This window comes from Methylobacterium gregans (assembly GCF_022179245.1).
GTDB classification, from domain to species: Bacteria; Pseudomonadota; Alphaproteobacteria; order Rhizobiales; family Beijerinckiaceae; genus Methylobacterium; species Methylobacterium gregans.
On the sequence record NZ_BPQM01000112.1, the window covers coordinates 1 to 14471 of the forward strand.

Sequence of the window (14471 nt, forward strand, 5' to 3'; positions counted from 1 at the left end):
CGGGCCCACCCACCATCGCGACGGCGGCGATGGTGGGTGGGCCCGAGCTCCTGCGCAATCTCGGATTCCTCAGCGCCGTCTTCGGCGAGGGCTTCGACCCGAACGAGTACCGCCTGCTCCTCTTCGGCCTCGCCATGGTGACCATGATGGTCTGGCGCCCCCGCGGCCTGATCTCCGAGCGGCAGCCCTCGGTCTCGCTGGGACGTGCCCGCGGCATCTCGGGGGCCCATGTCAGCGAGGGGCACGGTTAGATGAGCGCGCTCGTCTCGAGTCCCCCGAAGACCGGCGCCCGGATCGAGGCGTCCGCCGACGCGGTGCTCTCGGTCGCCCACCTCACCATGCGGTTCGGCGGACCGACCGCGGTCAACGACCTCTCGTTCGAGGCGCGCACGGGCGAGATCACCGCGCTGATCGGCCCGAACGGGGCCGGCAAGACCACGGTGTTCAACTGCATCACCGGCTTCTACAAGCCGACCGAGGGGATGCTCCGACTGGCGCAGCCGGACGGCACGGTCCACCTGCTGGAGCGCTTGCCGAACTTCGCGGTGAACCGCACGGCCCGCGTCGCCCGCACCTTCCAGAACATCCGCCTGTTTCCCGGCATGACCGTGCTGGAGAACCTGCTGGTCGCCCAGCACAACCCGCTGATGCGCGCCTCCGGCTTCACGATCGGCGGCCTGCTCGGCCTACCGTCGTACCGGGCGGCCGAGCGCGCCGCGATCGAGAAGGCCAAGGACTGGCTCGCCCGGATCGACCTCCTGGCCCGGGCCGACGAGCCGGCCGGCGCGCTGCCCTACGGGGCGCAGCGTCGCCTCGAGATCGCCCGGGCCATGTGCACCGACCCGGTCCTGCTCTGCCTCGACGAGCCGGCGGCCGGCCTCAACCCGCGCGAGAGCGCCGAGCTCAACGACCTGCTCCGCCTGATCCGCGACCGGCACGCCACCTCGGTGCTGCTGATCGAGCACGACATGTCGGTGGTGATGCAGATCTCCGACCACGTCGTAGTGCTCGATTACGGCGTGAAGATCGCCGACGGCACGCCGGACGCGGTGCGGGCCGATCCCCGGGTGATCGCCGCCTATCTCGGCGTCGAGGACGAGGAGGTCGAGGCGGTCGAGGCCGAGGTGGGCATCGCGCATCCGGGAGCCGGTCAGTGAGCGTCGCCGGCATCAACGTCCTGGTCGAGGAGACCCGGGCACGTCAGGCGCAGGCCGGGCAGCCGCTCCTCGCGGTCGAGAACGTCTCCACCTATTACGGCAGCGTCGCCGCGCTGAAGGGCGTCGATCTCTCGGTAGGCAAGGGCGAGATCGTCACCTTGATCGGCGCCAACGGGGCCGGCAAGTCGACCCTGATGATGACGATCTTCGGCGCGCCCCGGGCGCGCTCGGGGGTCATCCGCTACGCGGGCCAGGACATCACCCGGCTGCCGACTCACCAGATCGCCCGGCTCGGCCTCGCACAGTCTCCCGAAGGACGGCGCGTCTTCCCGCGCATGAGCGTGTTCGAGAACCTGCAGATGGGCGCCAGCCTTCATGGTGGACGCTACTTCGCGCAGGATCTGGAGCGAGTCTGCGTCCTCTTCCCGCGCCTGAAGGAGCGCCTGCAGCAGCGGGCCGGGACCATGTCGGGTGGCGAGCAGCAGATGCTGGCGATCGGTCGCGCCCTGATGAGCCGGCCCGAACTCCTTCTCCTCGACGAGCCCTCGCTCGGCCTCGCGCCCCTAGTGGTGAGGGGCATCTTCGACGCGATCCGCGACCTCAACCGGCAGGACGGGATGACGATCTTCCTCGTCGAGCAGAACGCCTACCACGCCCTGAAGCTCGCGCATCGCGGCTACGTGCTGGTCAATGGCCGCGTCACGATGAGCGGCACGGGGCGCCAACTCCTCGACGACCCGGCCGTGAAGGCCGCCTATCTGGAGGGCGGCCACGGCGCCGCCACCACGGCGTGAGCGCGCTCCAGGGTATCTTCTACGAGGAGGAGTCGATCTGGCTCTTCCTGCTCGTCACGGTGGTGATGGGCGGCTGGGCCGGCTGGATGGCGGCCCGCGCGATCGCCCGGGCGTGGCGGCCGTTCCCCTACGCCGCTCTGGCGCTGCTCCTCGTGGCGGCGGCGGTCCGCTTCATCCATTTCGCGCTGTTCGGCGGGACATTGGTGTCGGCGCAGTACTACCTTGTCGACGCCGCCGTGGTGATGCTGATTGGCGCGGCCGGCTACCGCTACACCCGCACGCGCCAGATGACGACGCAGTACCGCTGGCTCTACGAGCGGACCTCGCCGCTCACTTGGCGCGAGCGCCCTTCCGGGGCGGCATCGGGGCGGTCATGATCCGCGCGGGCGGGTCGGGGCTCAGCGCCCAGGCCAAGCCCGACGCATGAGGCACGCCGCACCGGGACCGGTGCGGTCGCGTGTGACGTGAGGGAGATGACCGGGATGAGAGCAACACTTCTGGCGGGCCTCGCGCTCGGCCTCCTGACTGCCGGCTCGGCGCAGGCGCAGCTCAAGATCGCTGTCGGCGCGCCGATCACCGGCAACAGCGCCGCCTTCGGGGCGCAGCTCAAGAACGGCACCGCCCAGGCGGTGGAGGACATCAACAAGGCCGGCGGCATCAAAGGGCAGAAGCTCGAACTCTCCGTCGGCGACGACGCCTCCGACCCGAAGCAGGGCGTATCGGTCGCCAACAAATTTGCCTCGGACGGGGTGAAGTTCGTGGTCGGCCACTTCAACTCGGGCGTCTCGATCCCGGCCTCCGACGTCTACGCCGATGCCGGCATCGTCGAGGTCACGCCGGCCTCCACCAACGTGAAGTTCACCGAGCGCGGCCTCTGGAACACCTTCCGCACCTGCGGCCGTGACGACCAGCAGGGCGCGGTCGCGGGCGACTACCTGATCCAGCACTTCAAGGGCAAGAAGGTCGCGATCATCCACGACAAGACCCCCTACGGGAAGGGGCTCGCCGACGAGACCCTGAAGGCCTTCAAGGCCAAGGGCGGCAAGGAAGCGCTCTACGAGGGCATCAATCCGGGTGAGAAGGACTACTCGGCGCTGGTCTCGAAGCTGAAGCAGAACGGCGTCGACGTCGTCTATTTCGGCGGCTACTACACCGAGGCGGGCCTGATCATTCGCCAGATGCGCGACCAGGGCCTGAAGGCGCCGCTGATGGGCGGCGACGGCATGGTGGACAAGGAACTCGTCGCCATTGCGGGGCCGGGCGCCGAGGGTACGCTCACCACCTTCCCCCCGGACGCCCGCAAGAATCCGAATGCGAAGGACGTGGTCGCGGGGTTCAAGGCCAAGGGCATCGACCCGGAGGCCTACACGCTCTACGCCTACGCCGCCGTGCAGATCTATAAGCAGGCCGTCGAGGGGGCGGGCTCGGCCGATTCGAAGAAGGTCGCGGCCTACATGCGCGAGGGCAAGCCGTTCCAGACGGTCCTCGGCCCGATCTCCTTCGACAAGAAGGGCGACATCACCAAGCCCGACTACGTGATGTACACCTGGAAGAAGAACGACAAGGGCGTGGTCGACTACGCAGGCAACGAGGTCACGCAGTAAGACCTCTACCTCTCGGCGCGACGAGCTTCGCGTGGGCCGCTTCGGTGATCCGAAGCGGCCTTTTTGTATGGTTTCGGCCCGAACCCCTACAATGCCTCGGGAACGTTGCTCGGGTGGCAGCGAAATCCCGATGCGCCCGCCCATAGAATGTGCAACATGCACGGGACACGGGCGAAAAGACCGGTCTGAACGCTGCGAGCGGACGATCAGGGTGGAAATCTTGAGCAGATCCGACGCCGGCCGGAGCGGCCGAACTTCTCCAGGCACCGTGTCGGCCCAACGGAAAGGCCGCGTTTTCCCGTGTGCCACCGCCGCGCCGGGCCCTCCGGCGCGTTTCCCGTCACACAAATCGGCACCATCATTGCGAAGGCGCATCGGCAGGCCGAGCGCGCCCGCAACGTGGGCCGACGCCCGCTCGGCATGATCAGGAGTTTCGTTTCAATGCAGGTTCGTTTCGACCGTCGCGGACTGGCGCTCGGCCTCGCCCTCGGCGCCTCTCTGCTCGCGGCGCCGGCCGGCGCCGAGGAGCTGACCGGAACCCTCAAGAAGGTGAAGGATACCGGCGCCATCACCATCGGCTACCGCGATTCCTCCGTTCCGTTCTCGTATCTCGGCGCCGACCAGAAGCCGGTCGGCTACGCGATGGACATCTGCTACAAGATCGCCGACGCGGTGAAGGCGCACCTCAAGCTCGACAAGATGGAGGTGAAGCTCAATCCCGTGACCTCCGCGACCCGCATCCCGCTGATCGCCAACGGCACGATCGACCTCGAGTGCGGCTCGACGACGAACAACGCCGACCGGCAGAAACAGGTCGGCTTCACCAACTCGCACTTCCTGACGGCAACCCGCTACGTCGCCAAGAAGGACGCGAACCTCAAGACGATCGAGGACCTGAAGGGCAAGACCGTCGTCTCGACCTCAGGCACCACCAACATCCGGCAGATCAACGAGGCCAACACCGAGCGCAAGCTCGGCCTGACCATCCTGCCGGCCAAGGACCACGCCGAGGCCTTCCTGATGGTCGAGACCGGCCGCGCCGTCGCCTTCGTGATGGACGACGTGCTGCTCGCCTCGCTGGCCGCCTCCTCGAAGACGCCCGACGCCTACGCGATCTCGACCGAGGCGCTCTCGAAGCCCGAGCCCTACGGCATCATGCTGCGCAAGGACGACGCGCCCTTCAAGGCGGTCGCGGACGCCGCCACCAAGGCGCTCTACACCAGCCCCGAGGGCAAGGCGCTCTACGACAAGTGGTTCACCAAGCCGATCCCGCCGCGCGACATCAATCTGAAGCTCCCGATGACCGAGGCGATGGAGAAGCAGTTCAAGACCCCGAGCGACAGCCCGGATCCGGCCGCCTACTGAGGCGACCTGGCTGAAGATCCTCGCGCGGGCTCCTCCCGCGCGAGTTTCCTGTGCAGAACGCGGGGCGAACCGAGGTTTCCGTGAGCGGACGTGCTCCGGACCTGCTCGATTGAGCCTCGACCTTCCCGGCCCCAGCCCGGCCACTTTGCGGCGAAGCCTGTAGAGCGATGAATTACAACTGGAACTGGGGCATCTTCCTTGAGCCCTCGCCCGAAGGCGCCGGCACCTACGCCGACATGCTGCTCTCGGGCCTCCTCTGGACGATCGCGACCGCGCTCTGCTCCTGGGTGATCGCCTTCTGCCTCGGCTCGATCATCGGTGTGCTTCGCACCCTGCCGAACAAGGCGGCCAACGCCGTCGGCACCGCCTATGTCGAGCTTTTCCGGAATATCCCGCTGCTCGTGCAGATGTTCCTCTGGTACTTCGTCCTGCCTGAGGTGCTGCCGCAGGCCTGGGGCAACTGGCTGAAGCAGCTTCCGAACGCGCCTTTCTATACCGGTGTGGTGTGCCTCGGCTTCTTCACCGCCTCACGCGTCGCCGAGCAGGTCCGCGCCGGCATCCAGGCGCTTCCCCGCGGTCAGCGCATGGCCGGCACCGCAATGGGCTTCACGGTGGCGCAGACCTACCGCTACGTGCTCCTGCCTAACGCCTACCGCATCATCCTGCCGCCGCTGACCTCCGAGTTCCTGAACAATCTCAAGAACACATCGGTCGCGCTCACCATCGGCCTGCTGGAACTCACCGCTCGCGCCCGCTCGATGCAGGAATTCTCCTTTCAGGTGTTCGAGGCCTTCACGGCCGCCACGATCCTCTACGTCCTCATCAACCTTGTCGTGATCACGGCGGCCTCGTTCCTCGAGCGCTCCGTGGCGATTCCGGGACAGCGCTGATGCTCTCGAACTTCGATTTCAGCGTCATCACGTCGTCGCTGCCCTACCTGTTCGGGCAGGGGATGGTCTTCACGGTTTCGCTGACGGCCATGGCGGCGGGCATGGGCATCGTGCTCGGCACGCTGATCGCGATGGCCCGCCTCTCCGGCGTGCCCGGCCTGACGCACGCGGCCAAGGTCTACGTCGAGCTGATGCGCTCGCTTCCGCTCGTGCTCGTGATTTTCTGGTTCTACTTCCTCGTCCCCTACATTGGCGCCTACGTGACAGGCTCCTCGACCCCGATTCAGGTCGGCGCCTTCCCGTCGGCGCTGATCACCTTCACGCTGTTCGAGGCGGCCTACTTCTCCGAGATCATGCGCGCGGGCATTCAGTCGATCCCGAAGGGACAGACGGCGGCCGCCTCGGCGCTCGGTATGAACTACTGGCAGTCGATGCAGAACGTCGTTCTGCCGCAGGCTTTCCGCAACATGCTGCCGCTGCTCCTCACGCAGACGATCGTGCTCTTCCAGGACACCTCGCTCGTCTACGTGCTCTCGCTGACCGATTTCCTTGGCGCCGCCTCGAAGGTCGCCCAGCGCGACGGCCGTCTCGTGGAGATGTATCTCTTTGCAGCCGTGGTCTACTTCGCGGTCTGCCTCACAGCCTCGTTCTTGGTGCGGCGCCTGCAGGCCCGCGTCGCCATCATCCGCTGACCGTCAGCGCCGTCTCAGGGGATCGCCCATGACCTCCACGCCGATGCCGGCCCCGACCGCCGGAACTCCCGCAGCCCCCGCCGGCCAGGCCCCTGCCGATGCCGGCCTGCAGCAGGGCAACCTCGTCGCGCCCGGTGCCCGCACCGGCGAGACGATGATCGCCATCGACAACGTCAGCAAATGGTACGGCGACTTCCAGGTGCTGACGAACTGCACCACCAGCGTCGCCAAGGGCGAGGTGGTGGTGGTCTGTGGCCCCTCCGGCTCGGGCAAGTCGACGCTGATCAAGACCGTGAACGCCCTGGAGCCCTTCCAGAAGGGTCAGATCACGGTGGCGGGCACGAAGGTGATGGACAAGTCCACCAACCTGCCCAAGCTCCGCTCGCGCGTGGGCATGGTCTTCCAGCACTTCGAGCTGTTCCCGCACCTCTCCATCACCGACAACCTGACAATCGCGCAGCGCAAGGTGCTGGGCCGTGGCGGGGACGACGCCAAGAAGCGCGGCCTCGACCTGCTCGCCCGCGTCGGCCTCTCCGCCCACGCCCACAAGTTCCCGGGCCAGCTCTCGGGTGGCCAGCAGCAGCGCGTGGCGATCGCGCGGGCGCTCGCCATGAACCCGGTGGTGATGCTCTTCGACGAGCCGACCTCAGCCCTCGACCCTGAGATGGTTGGCGAGGTGCTGGACGTGATGGTCGAGCTCGCCAAGGAAGGCATGACCATGATGGTCGTGACCCACGAGATGGGATTCGCCCGGAAGGTGGCCGACCGGGTGATCTTCATGGACCGCGGCGAGATCGTCGAGGACGCCCACAAGGACGACTTCTTCGGCAAGCCTCGCTCGGAGCGCGCCCAGACCTTCCTGTCGAAGATCCTTCAGCACTGAAGGGCGCGCCGTCACGGTATCGAGAGGCCCGAGGCCTCTCGCGGGTCCAACACGGAGTCCTGGGTTCGCATCGCCATTTCGGGTCTCCTCCCTGAAAGCCCCAGCGAAGGGCCTTAGGCCCTTCGGGATCCCGGGCTGACGGATCGGCACGCCTCGCTTTCGCCCCAGAGAGCGCGCATCGACGTTAACCGATCCTTCACCAGAGCCCGCGAGCGTCCGACCCGATGCCGAATGCCGCGCCCGTCCTCCGCCCGCTCGCGCTCGCCGCGCTTCTTGCCCTCGCCGCCATGCCCGCGAGAGCTCACCCGCATGTCTGGGTGACGGCAAAGGCCGAGATCGACTACGCCTCGGGCCAGGTCACCGGCATCCGCCACAGCTGGAGCTTCGATCCGGCCTACTCGGCCTTCGTGACCCAGGGACTCGACAAGAACGCCGACGGCAAGCTGACCCCGGACGAGCTCGCCGATCTGGCGGCCGAGAACACCAAGGGGCTGGCCGAGTTCGGGTACTTCACCAAGCTCAAGGTCGGCGGCAAGGAGCAGGGCTTCGCCGAGCCCGCCGAGCCCCGCATGGCGATGGAGGGCGACACCCTCGTCATGAGCTTCCTGCTGCCTCTGAAGACGCCCGCCGCGCAGGGCCGCGGCGTCGTCGCGCTCGAGGTCTACGACCCGACCTACTTCGTCTCTTTCGGCCTCGCGGAGGGCGCCGACGCGGCCAAGCTCGCTGGCGCACCGGCCGGCTGTGCCGCGACCGTCACCCGGCCCAAGGCGCCCGAGGCCAAGACCGCGGAAGCGGGCAAACCCGGCATGACCGAGGCCTTCTTCGAGGCGCTCACCGCCGCCTCGAACTACGGCCTGCAATACGCCCAGCGGGTGCTCGTCGCGTGTCCGTAGGCGTCGCGCTCCCCGAGGCTGCGCCGCGGGGGCGGCTCGCTCTGCGCCTGACGCTCGCCGCGGGCGCGGTTGCCCTGGCCGGGCTACTCGTGGCCGCGCTCGCCTGGCTGGTCGCGCCAACCATCGCCGCGCCGCCGCCGCGCTCCCCCTTCGGCATCGGCTTCCGGGAGGCCACCCCGAGCGCCACCGGCCTCGGCGGCTGGCTGCTCGCCGTGCAGTCGAGCTTCTCCCGAAGCCTCCAGGCCGCCCTGTCGGCCCTGAAGGCCGGCGGCGATTGGGGGCCGCTCGTCGGCATCGGCTTCGCCTACGGGGTCTTCCACGCGGCGGGCCCCGGCCACGGCAAGGCGGTCATCGCCGGCTACATCGTGGCGGGCGAGCGGGCGCTGCGGCGCGGCTGCGCTTTGAGCTTCGCGGCGGCCTTCCTGCAGGCCCTGGTGGCCATCGCGATCGTCGGCATCGGCAGCCTGATCCTCGGTGCAACGGCGGCCGCGATGTCGCGGGCCGGCACCCTGATCGAGACGGCGAGCTTCGCGATGGTGGCCTTCCTCGGGCTCGCCCTCACTTGGCGCAAGAGCGGTGCTCTCAGCTGGCGCCTCGCCGGCTCCGGCGCGTTGGGCTGCGGCCCGGACTGCGCCCACGGTGTTGCCCCGCCCCGCGACGGGGAGAGCTGGCGCGCGCGGACGGGCGTGATCCTGGCCGCGGGCTCGCGCCCCTGCGCGGGCGCGGTGCTGCTCCTCGTCTTCGCCCTGTCGCAGAGCATGCTCGGCGCCGGCATCCTGGCGGTGCTCGCCATGGCGCTCGGCACCGCCCTCACCACGAGCGCGCTCGCGAGCCTCGCGGTCTTCGCCAAGGGCGCGGCGCTGCGCCTCGCTGGCGGTCGCGGCCGGGCCGGCGCGCTCGCGGTCGGCGGGCTCGAACTCCTGGCCGCCGCGTTCGTGCTGGTGCTCGGCCTCGCGATGCTGGCCGGACTCGCCCGCGGCGCGGGCGGCGCCTGAGCCGCACTCGCCAAACCTCTCTCGGCGTGGCACGTTTCGCCCATGTCCCGCCGCGGCGGGTCCCGAGATGCCGGGGCGAGCATGGCCGGATTCGATCTGCGCGGCTTCGATCACATCCTGAACTGGCGGCTGCTCGCCGGCTCGCACCCGTTTCCGGGGCCGGACGGCGGCACCTGCATCAACGAGGCGGCGATCGTCGCCGCTGGCCTGCCCTACCGGGCGATCCGCTCCAGCGCCGACTGCCCGCCCTGCTTCTCGCAGCCGCTGGCCGCCTACGCCCTCGGCCTCAACGACGCGATGCCCGACGCCGAGCGCCCGCGCCTGATGGCGTTCGTGCTGCGGCTCTCGGGCTCGGCAGACCGTCTGGAGATCGAGGCCGAGCGGACCGCGCATCTCGCCCGTGAGAGCGTCCGGCGCGTCCTCGCGCCGCTCTGCGCGCTGGCCGGGCTCGACGCGGTCGCGGCGCGCTGCGCGGGGGCGGCCGCGCTTCCGGAGGCTCTGGAGGCGGCGCGGGCGGCCGAGTGGGCCGGTGGTTTGCGGGCGCAGAGCGCGGCCGAGGCGCGTCGCTGGGTCGAGGGCGCCCGCGCCGCCGCGGTGGCGCGCACCGCCATGGCCGCGGTGCGGGCCGGTATGGACCCACGCTGCGCTGCCGAGGTGGCGGAGGGCGCCGCGCCCTTCATTCCGGCCACGTGGACCGAGGCCTGCGCCATCCTCGACGGGGCGCTCAGGATCGGCCGTCAGGCACCGGACATCGACCTCACGCTCGCCGGGCAGCGGATGGAGGCGGCGCGGGGTCTGGTGAGGGTGTGAGCGATCGTAAAATCGCTGCCGAGCACCTCGCTCGCCGCACCGCCTCACGGAGAGAGGCGAGCGACCGGAACAGCACCGATTAACGGTTCCGGTCTCTCGAGCGAGCCTACCGCGCCCCGCGCTTGAGGTCCCCGTCGATCAGCAACGCGCTCTTGCCGTCGAGGCGCGTGCGGTAGACCTGCAGGTTCTCCATCACCCGCTGCACGTAGTTGCGCGTCTCGGTGAAGGGGATGCGCTCCACCCAGTCGACCACGTCCACCTCGCCGCGGCGTGGGTCGCCGTAGGCGTCGATCCACTTCTTCACGTTGCCGCCGCCCGCGTTGTAGGCAGCGAAAGCGAGCACGTAGGATCCGCGCCAATCCTCCATCAGCTCGCCCAGATGGGCTTGCCCGAGGCGCGCGTTGTAGGTGGGGTCGCTGGTCAGGCGGTCCTGGTCGTAGGCGGCCGAGACGCGGCGGGCCGTGCGCTGGGCGGTGGCCGGCATCATCTGCATCAGCCCGCGGGCGCCGACGCCGGACTGGGCACGCGGATCGAACTGGCTCTCCTGCCGCGCGATCGCGAAGACCATGGCGCGCTCCACCTGCGGCACCGCCGTATAGGTCTCGTACGTCGGGATGCCGATGACCGGGTAGGCGTGGGCGTCGAGCGGCAGGCCGCGCTGCACGGCGAGCTTGCCGATCGCGACGAGCGCGCGAGCATCCTTCATCTCGACCGCGAGATCGCCGAGCGCCTGCAGCTCGGCCGGGTCCGTGAGGCGCTGGGCCGTGTCGATGTAGAGCGGCAGCGCCAGCTCCTTCAGGGAGGCGGCCCCCAGAAGCTTCAGCGCGCGCACGCTGAGCCGATCATCGAAGGCGTTGCGGGCGGCGCCGCCGAGGTCGGCGGGCGCGCGCAGCGCCAGCCGCGTCTGGCCGAGCTTCGCCCGGGCGAGCTGCCCGTAATAGGCGATCGGCTGCTGGGCGGCCTTCGCGTAGAAGTCCTTGGCGGTTTCCGCCTGGCCGAGCGCCTCCGCGGCCCGGCCCTGCCAGTAGGCGGCCCGCGCGAGCGAGATCGGCGTCTCGGCGGCCTTCGCGGCCTCCGCGAAGTGCTGGGCGGCGGAGGCCGGGTCGGCCGCGAAGCGCAGCGCGATCCAGCCCGCGTGGAACTCGGCCTCGATGCGCTTCTCGGGCGTGCGGGCCGCGTGGCCGCCCGCTACCGCGTAGGCGGTCTTCGCGTCGCCGAGATCGAGGAGCTTGCGGGCGACGATGCGGCGCTCCACCCACCACTCGTCGCCGTCCACCAGCACGTCGGGATTGGCCGGTGCCATGGCCAGCACCGCGGCGGCCTCCGCCGGCTTGTCGGCGCGCCGGTAGTACTGGGCCTTCGAGAGGATGTAGGAGGCGTCGTTGCGCAGGGACGGCGGCACGGCGGCGAGCGCCGCGGCCGCGCCCGAACTCTTGTCCTCGACCGCGCGGCGGGCCCGCACGAGGCTGGCATATGAGCCGCCCGCGTAGGCGGCGGCACGGCCCGCGCTCTCCCAATCCTCCTTCAGGAGCGCCCGCTCCATGCGGTAGCGGTGATCGACCCGGGTGAGGACGCCCGGGAAGGCGTCGAGCACCCGGCCCTCCAGGCTCTTCCCGAAGGTCTCGGAGCGCCAGAGGTCGCGCACGAGATCGGCGGCGTCCGCCTCCAGCCCGTCCGTCCGGAAGGCCAGCGCCAGGGCGAACTTGCCGGGCGCGCTCGCCGGGCGCGCGGCGCCGAAGAAGGCCCGCACGGTGGCCGGGCTCTTGCGCTCGGAGAGCAGGGCCTCCTCGGCCCGGCGGCGCAGCAGCGGGCCGGCCGGCCAATCGGGATTCTGCCGCGTGAAGGCGACGGTGCGGTCGAAGCCGATTCCGGCGCCCGCCCGGATCGCGATCCATTCGAGCAGCGCCTTCGCGGCCGGATCCTCGAACTGGTCGCGCAGGCGGTCGCCGTCCGCCACCTTGCCCTTGCGGTAGAACTCGATCGCCTGCCTGAGCAGGGTGACATCGATGCCGTCGGCTTTCGTGGCAGCGGCCGGGTCCGGCACCTCGGGCAGGGGCGCGGGCGGCGAGACGCCCGCGTCGGGGAGCGGGAAGACGACCGGGGCGTCGGGATCGGCGGAGGCGTATGCGGTGGTCCCGGCCGGCAGTTTCTGCGCGGGCTTGCCGCTCTCGTCCTCGGCGCTCGGCGGCTCGATCTTCAGCGCGTCCGCCGCGGCAGGATCGACGGCCTTGGCGTCCGTCAGCACGGCCGAGGACGCCGAAGCGTCGCTCGCGGGCGGGGTCGGCTGCGAGGTAGCCGGCGTGTCGGTGCCGCGTAAATCCGGCGGCGCCCCGAGGGCGACGCCGCCCGTCAGGGCGAGGCCGAAGAGCGCGGCGGTCGTGCGCGCGAGGGACACGGGGGACGCCAAGGAGCGGCTCATGGGTCGGATTACTCCCCTCCACTCAAGCTTGTGGGAGTCGTCATGCCACAGGTTCCGGCCAAGCTCGTTAACACGTGCTTAACCGTGGTCCGGCGGGTGTTTGCGCGACGATTGCGGAAGCCCTATGTCTGCCGGCCGGCGCCGCGGTCGCGACGCCGCACGGGAGGGACGGCAGGGCCGTCCGGGACACGAGACGATGACCGAGACAGCGCGCCGCCTCCGGGGCTCGATGACCGCCCTGGTCACCCCCTTCCGCGAGGGGGCCTTCGACGAGGCGGCCTTCCGCACGTTCGTGGCCTGGCAGATCGAGCAGGGCACCCACGCCCTGGTGCCCACCGGCACCACCGGCGAGAGCCCGACCCTGACGCATGCCGAGCACGACCGGGTGGTCGAGGCCTGCATCGACGAGGCGAAGGGCCGGGTGCCGGTGATCGCGGGCGCGGGCTCGAACTCGACGGCCGAGGCCGTGGCGCGGGCCCGGCACGCCGAGCGGGCCGGCGCCGACGCCGTGCTGGTCGTGACGCCCTACTACAACAAGCCGACCCAAGACGGCCTCTACGCCCACTTCAAGGCGGTCAACGACGCGGTCGGCATCCCGATCATCATCTACAACATCCCGCCGCGCTCGGTGATCGACATGAGCGTCGAGACCATGGCGCGCCTCTTCGAGCTCAAGAACATCGCCGGCGTGAAGGACGCCACGGCCAAGATCGACCGGGTGAGCGCCCAGCGGCAGGCGATGGGCGAGAGCTTCATCCAGCTTTCGGGCGAAGATGCGACGGCGCTCGGCTACAACGCGCAGGGCGGTCACGGCTGCATCTCGGTGGTGGCCAACGTCGCGCCCCGCCTCTGCGCCGACCTGCAGGAGGCCTCGCTGTCCGGCGACTTCGCCCGCGCGCTCCAGATCCAGGACCGGCTCTTCCCGCTCCAGACCGCACTGTTCGTGGAGTCCAATCCCTCCCCGGTGAAGTACGCGCTGGCGCGGCTCGGCCTGATGGACGAGGCGGTGCGCCTGCCCCTCGTCCCCGTTTCCGAGGGCACGCGCCGGATCGTCGACGCGGCTCTGCGCCATGCCGGTCTGATCGAGGGCTGAGACAAGGACGCCGATGGCCCCTAAGCCCGACCCGAAACGGCGCGTGGTCGCGGACAACCGCTCCGCGCGCTACCACTACGCGATCGAGGACACGCTCGAGGCCGGCATCTCGCTGACCGGCACCGAGGTGAAATCCCTGCGCAACGGCAAGGCGACGATCGGGGAGGCCTATGCGGGCCCCTCCGGCAGCGACCTGATGCTGTTCAACGCCTACATCCCCGAATACTTGGAAGCGAACCGCTTCAACCACGACACCAAGCGCCCGCGGCGCCTGCTGCTGCACCGTCGCCAGATCGACAAGCTGCTCGGCGCCACCCAGCGCCAGGGCTACACGGTGGTTCCGCTGAAGATCTACTTCAACGAGAGCGGCCGCGCGAAGGTCGAGCTGGGACTGGGCAAGGGCAAGCAGGCCCACGACAAGCGCGAGTCCGTGAAGGAGCGCGACTGGCAGCGCGACAAGGCGCGGCTGATGCGGGACAAGGGCTGAGGCACCGCCGGGCTTGGCTCTCTCATCGGCGGAGGGAGCGGGCTGGTCTATGCCGATAGCCGCTTCCACCCGTCATCCCGGGGCCGCGAAGCGGGGCCTGGGATCCACGGCCGCCGAAGGGTCGGGATCTGCAACTGGGGTGTCTTTGCATTCCGGGCTCGCCCGCGGCGCCCCGGAATGCCTGCGCAGAGGATCAGGCCCCTGGGGGCTTGAAAAGAGTCGGGCTGCCTCCGGAACCGCGCTTCGTCCCGCCCGCCTACTCCCCGTCCGCCTGTTCGCCCCCCTGCCGGATGCCGTAGCGGCTCTCCAGGCCCGGATTGGCGCGCGGGCCGCGATCGACCGGCGCGCGGGCCGGCCGCGACCCGGGTGAGCGGCCGGCCCGCGCGCCG

14 protein-coding genes and 1 pseudogene are annotated in these 14471 nt (G+C 70.0%); 14 read left to right on the forward strand and 1 reads right to left on the reverse strand.

Going from position 1 to position 14471, the window contains the following annotated elements; all coding sequences use genetic code 11:
• From MFF54_RS20235 to MFF54_RS20290, 12 genes and pseudogenes are all read left to right on the forward strand, one after another.
• Positions 1 to 251, forward strand: a pseudogene (locus MFF54_RS20235) (branched-chain amino acid ABC transporter permease); the annotation flags it as partial.
• 87 nt (positions 252 to 338) lie between these two features.
• Positions 339 to 1157: an ABC transporter ATP-binding protein gene (locus MFF54_RS20240; protein ID WP_238305208.1), complete on the forward strand. Its 819-nt coding sequence runs from the start codon at positions 339 to 341 to the stop codon at positions 1155 to 1157.
• Complete coding sequence (locus tag MFF54_RS20245) at positions 1154 to 1951, forward strand: ABC transporter ATP-binding protein (RefSeq protein ID WP_238305170.1); 798 nt, start codon at positions 1154 to 1156, stop codon at positions 1949 to 1951. The genes MFF54_RS20240 and MFF54_RS20245 overlap by 4 nt, the downstream gene beginning before the upstream one ends.
• Positions 1948 to 2328 (forward strand): DUF6867 family protein, encoded by a 381-nt coding sequence (locus tag MFF54_RS20250; RefSeq protein WP_238305172.1) that lies wholly within the window; start codon positions 1948 to 1950, stop codon positions 2326 to 2328. Before MFF54_RS20245 ends, MFF54_RS20250 begins: the two co-directional genes overlap by 4 nt.
• Before the next feature lie 105 nt (positions 2329 to 2433).
• Positions 2434 to 3555, forward strand: coding sequence for a branched-chain amino acid ABC transporter substrate-binding protein (locus tag MFF54_RS20255; protein WP_238305174.1), 1122 nt, complete (start codon positions 2434 to 2436; stop codon positions 3553 to 3555).
• A gap of 441 nt (positions 3556 to 3996) precedes the next feature.
• Entirely contained in the window at positions 3997 to 4920 is a 924-nt protein-coding gene (locus MFF54_RS20260; protein WP_238305177.1) for an amino acid ABC transporter substrate-binding protein, read from the forward strand.
• A 167-nt stretch (positions 4921 to 5087) separates the two neighbouring features.
• Entirely contained in the window at positions 5088 to 5810 is a 723-nt protein-coding gene (locus tag MFF54_RS20265; RefSeq protein ID WP_238305179.1) for an amino acid ABC transporter permease, read from the forward strand.
• Positions 5810 to 6502 (forward strand): amino acid ABC transporter permease, encoded by a 693-nt coding sequence (locus MFF54_RS20270; protein WP_238305181.1) that lies wholly within the window; start codon positions 5810 to 5812, stop codon positions 6500 to 6502. Before MFF54_RS20265 ends, MFF54_RS20270 begins: the two co-directional genes overlap by 1 nt.
• Positions 6503 to 6656: 154 nt before the next feature.
• Entirely contained in the window at positions 6657 to 7385 is a 729-nt protein-coding gene (locus MFF54_RS20275; protein WP_238305210.1) for an amino acid ABC transporter ATP-binding protein, read from the forward strand.
• A gap of 224 nt (positions 7386 to 7609) precedes the next feature.
• Entirely contained in the window at positions 7610 to 8278 is a 669-nt protein-coding gene (locus MFF54_RS20280) for a DUF1007 family protein (protein ID WP_238305183.1), read from the forward strand.
• Entirely contained in the window at positions 8269 to 9273 is a 1005-nt protein-coding gene (locus MFF54_RS20285) for a nickel/cobalt transporter (RefSeq protein ID WP_238305189.1), read from the forward strand. Before MFF54_RS20280 ends, MFF54_RS20285 begins: the two co-directional genes overlap by 10 nt.
• A gap of 81 nt (positions 9274 to 9354) precedes the next feature.
• Complete coding sequence (locus tag MFF54_RS20290; RefSeq protein WP_238305191.1) at positions 9355 to 10083, forward strand: hypothetical protein; 729 nt, start codon at positions 9355 to 9357, stop codon at positions 10081 to 10083.
• A 106-nt stretch (positions 10084 to 10189) separates the two neighbouring features.
• Here MFF54_RS20290 and MFF54_RS20295 read toward each other — a convergent pair whose 3' ends face one another.
• Positions 10190 to 12502 carry a lytic transglycosylase domain-containing protein gene (locus MFF54_RS20295; RefSeq protein WP_238305193.1) on the reverse strand — a complete coding sequence of 771 codons (2313 nt, stop codon included), beginning with the start codon at positions 12500 to 12502 and terminating at the stop codon, positions 10190 to 10192.
• 196 nt (positions 12503 to 12698) lie between these two features.
• Here MFF54_RS20295 and dapA point away from each other — a divergent pair, with 196 nt between their 5' ends.
• Positions 12699 to 13595, forward strand: a complete 897-nt coding sequence (gene dapA / locus MFF54_RS20300; RefSeq protein WP_238305194.1) for a 4-hydroxy-tetrahydrodipicolinate synthase — start codon at positions 12699 to 12701, stop codon at positions 13593 to 13595.
• 13 nt (positions 13596 to 13608) lie between these two features.
• Positions 13609 to 14082: an SsrA-binding protein SmpB gene (gene smpB / locus MFF54_RS20305; RefSeq protein ID WP_238305201.1), complete on the forward strand. Its 474-nt coding sequence runs from the start codon at positions 13609 to 13611 to the stop codon at positions 14080 to 14082.
• Positions 14083 to 14471: the final 389 nt, after the last annotated feature.

Coding starts and splice junctions, on each gene's coding strand:
- MFF54_RS20240 (WP_238305208.1), top strand. CDS start 339: ATGCGGTTCGGCGGACCGACCGCGGTCAACGACCTCTCGTTCGAGGCG.
- MFF54_RS20255 (WP_238305174.1), top strand. CDS start 2,434: ATGAGAGCAACACTTCTGGCGGGCCTCGCGCTCGGCCTCCTGACTGCC.
- MFF54_RS20260 (WP_238305177.1), top strand. CDS start 3,997: ATGCAGGTTCGTTTCGACCGTCGCGGACTGGCGCTCGGCCTCGCCCTC.
- MFF54_RS20265 (WP_238305179.1), top strand. CDS start 5,088: ATGAATTACAACTGGAACTGGGGCATCTTCCTTGAGCCCTCGCCCGAA.
- MFF54_RS20270 (WP_238305181.1), top strand. CDS start 5,810: ATGCTCTCGAACTTCGATTTCAGCGTCATCACGTCGTCGCTGCCCTAC.
- MFF54_RS20275 (WP_238305210.1), top strand. CDS start 6,657: ATGATCGCCATCGACAACGTCAGCAAATGGTACGGCGACTTCCAGGTG.
- MFF54_RS20280 (WP_238305183.1), top strand. CDS start 7,610: ATGCCGAATGCCGCGCCCGTCCTCCGCCCGCTCGCGCTCGCCGCGCTT.
- MFF54_RS20290 (WP_238305191.1), top strand. CDS start 9,355: ATGGCCGGATTCGATCTGCGCGGCTTCGATCACATCCTGAACTGGCGG.
- MFF54_RS20295 (WP_238305193.1), bottom strand. CDS start 12,502: ATGAGCCGCTCCTTGGCGTCCCCCGTGTCCCTCGCGCGCACGACCGCC.
- dapA (WP_238305194.1), top strand. CDS start 12,699: ATGACCGAGACAGCGCGCCGCCTCCGGGGCTCGATGACCGCCCTGGTC.
- smpB (WP_238305201.1), top strand. CDS start 13,609: ATGGCCCCTAAGCCCGACCCGAAACGGCGCGTGGTCGCGGACAACCGC.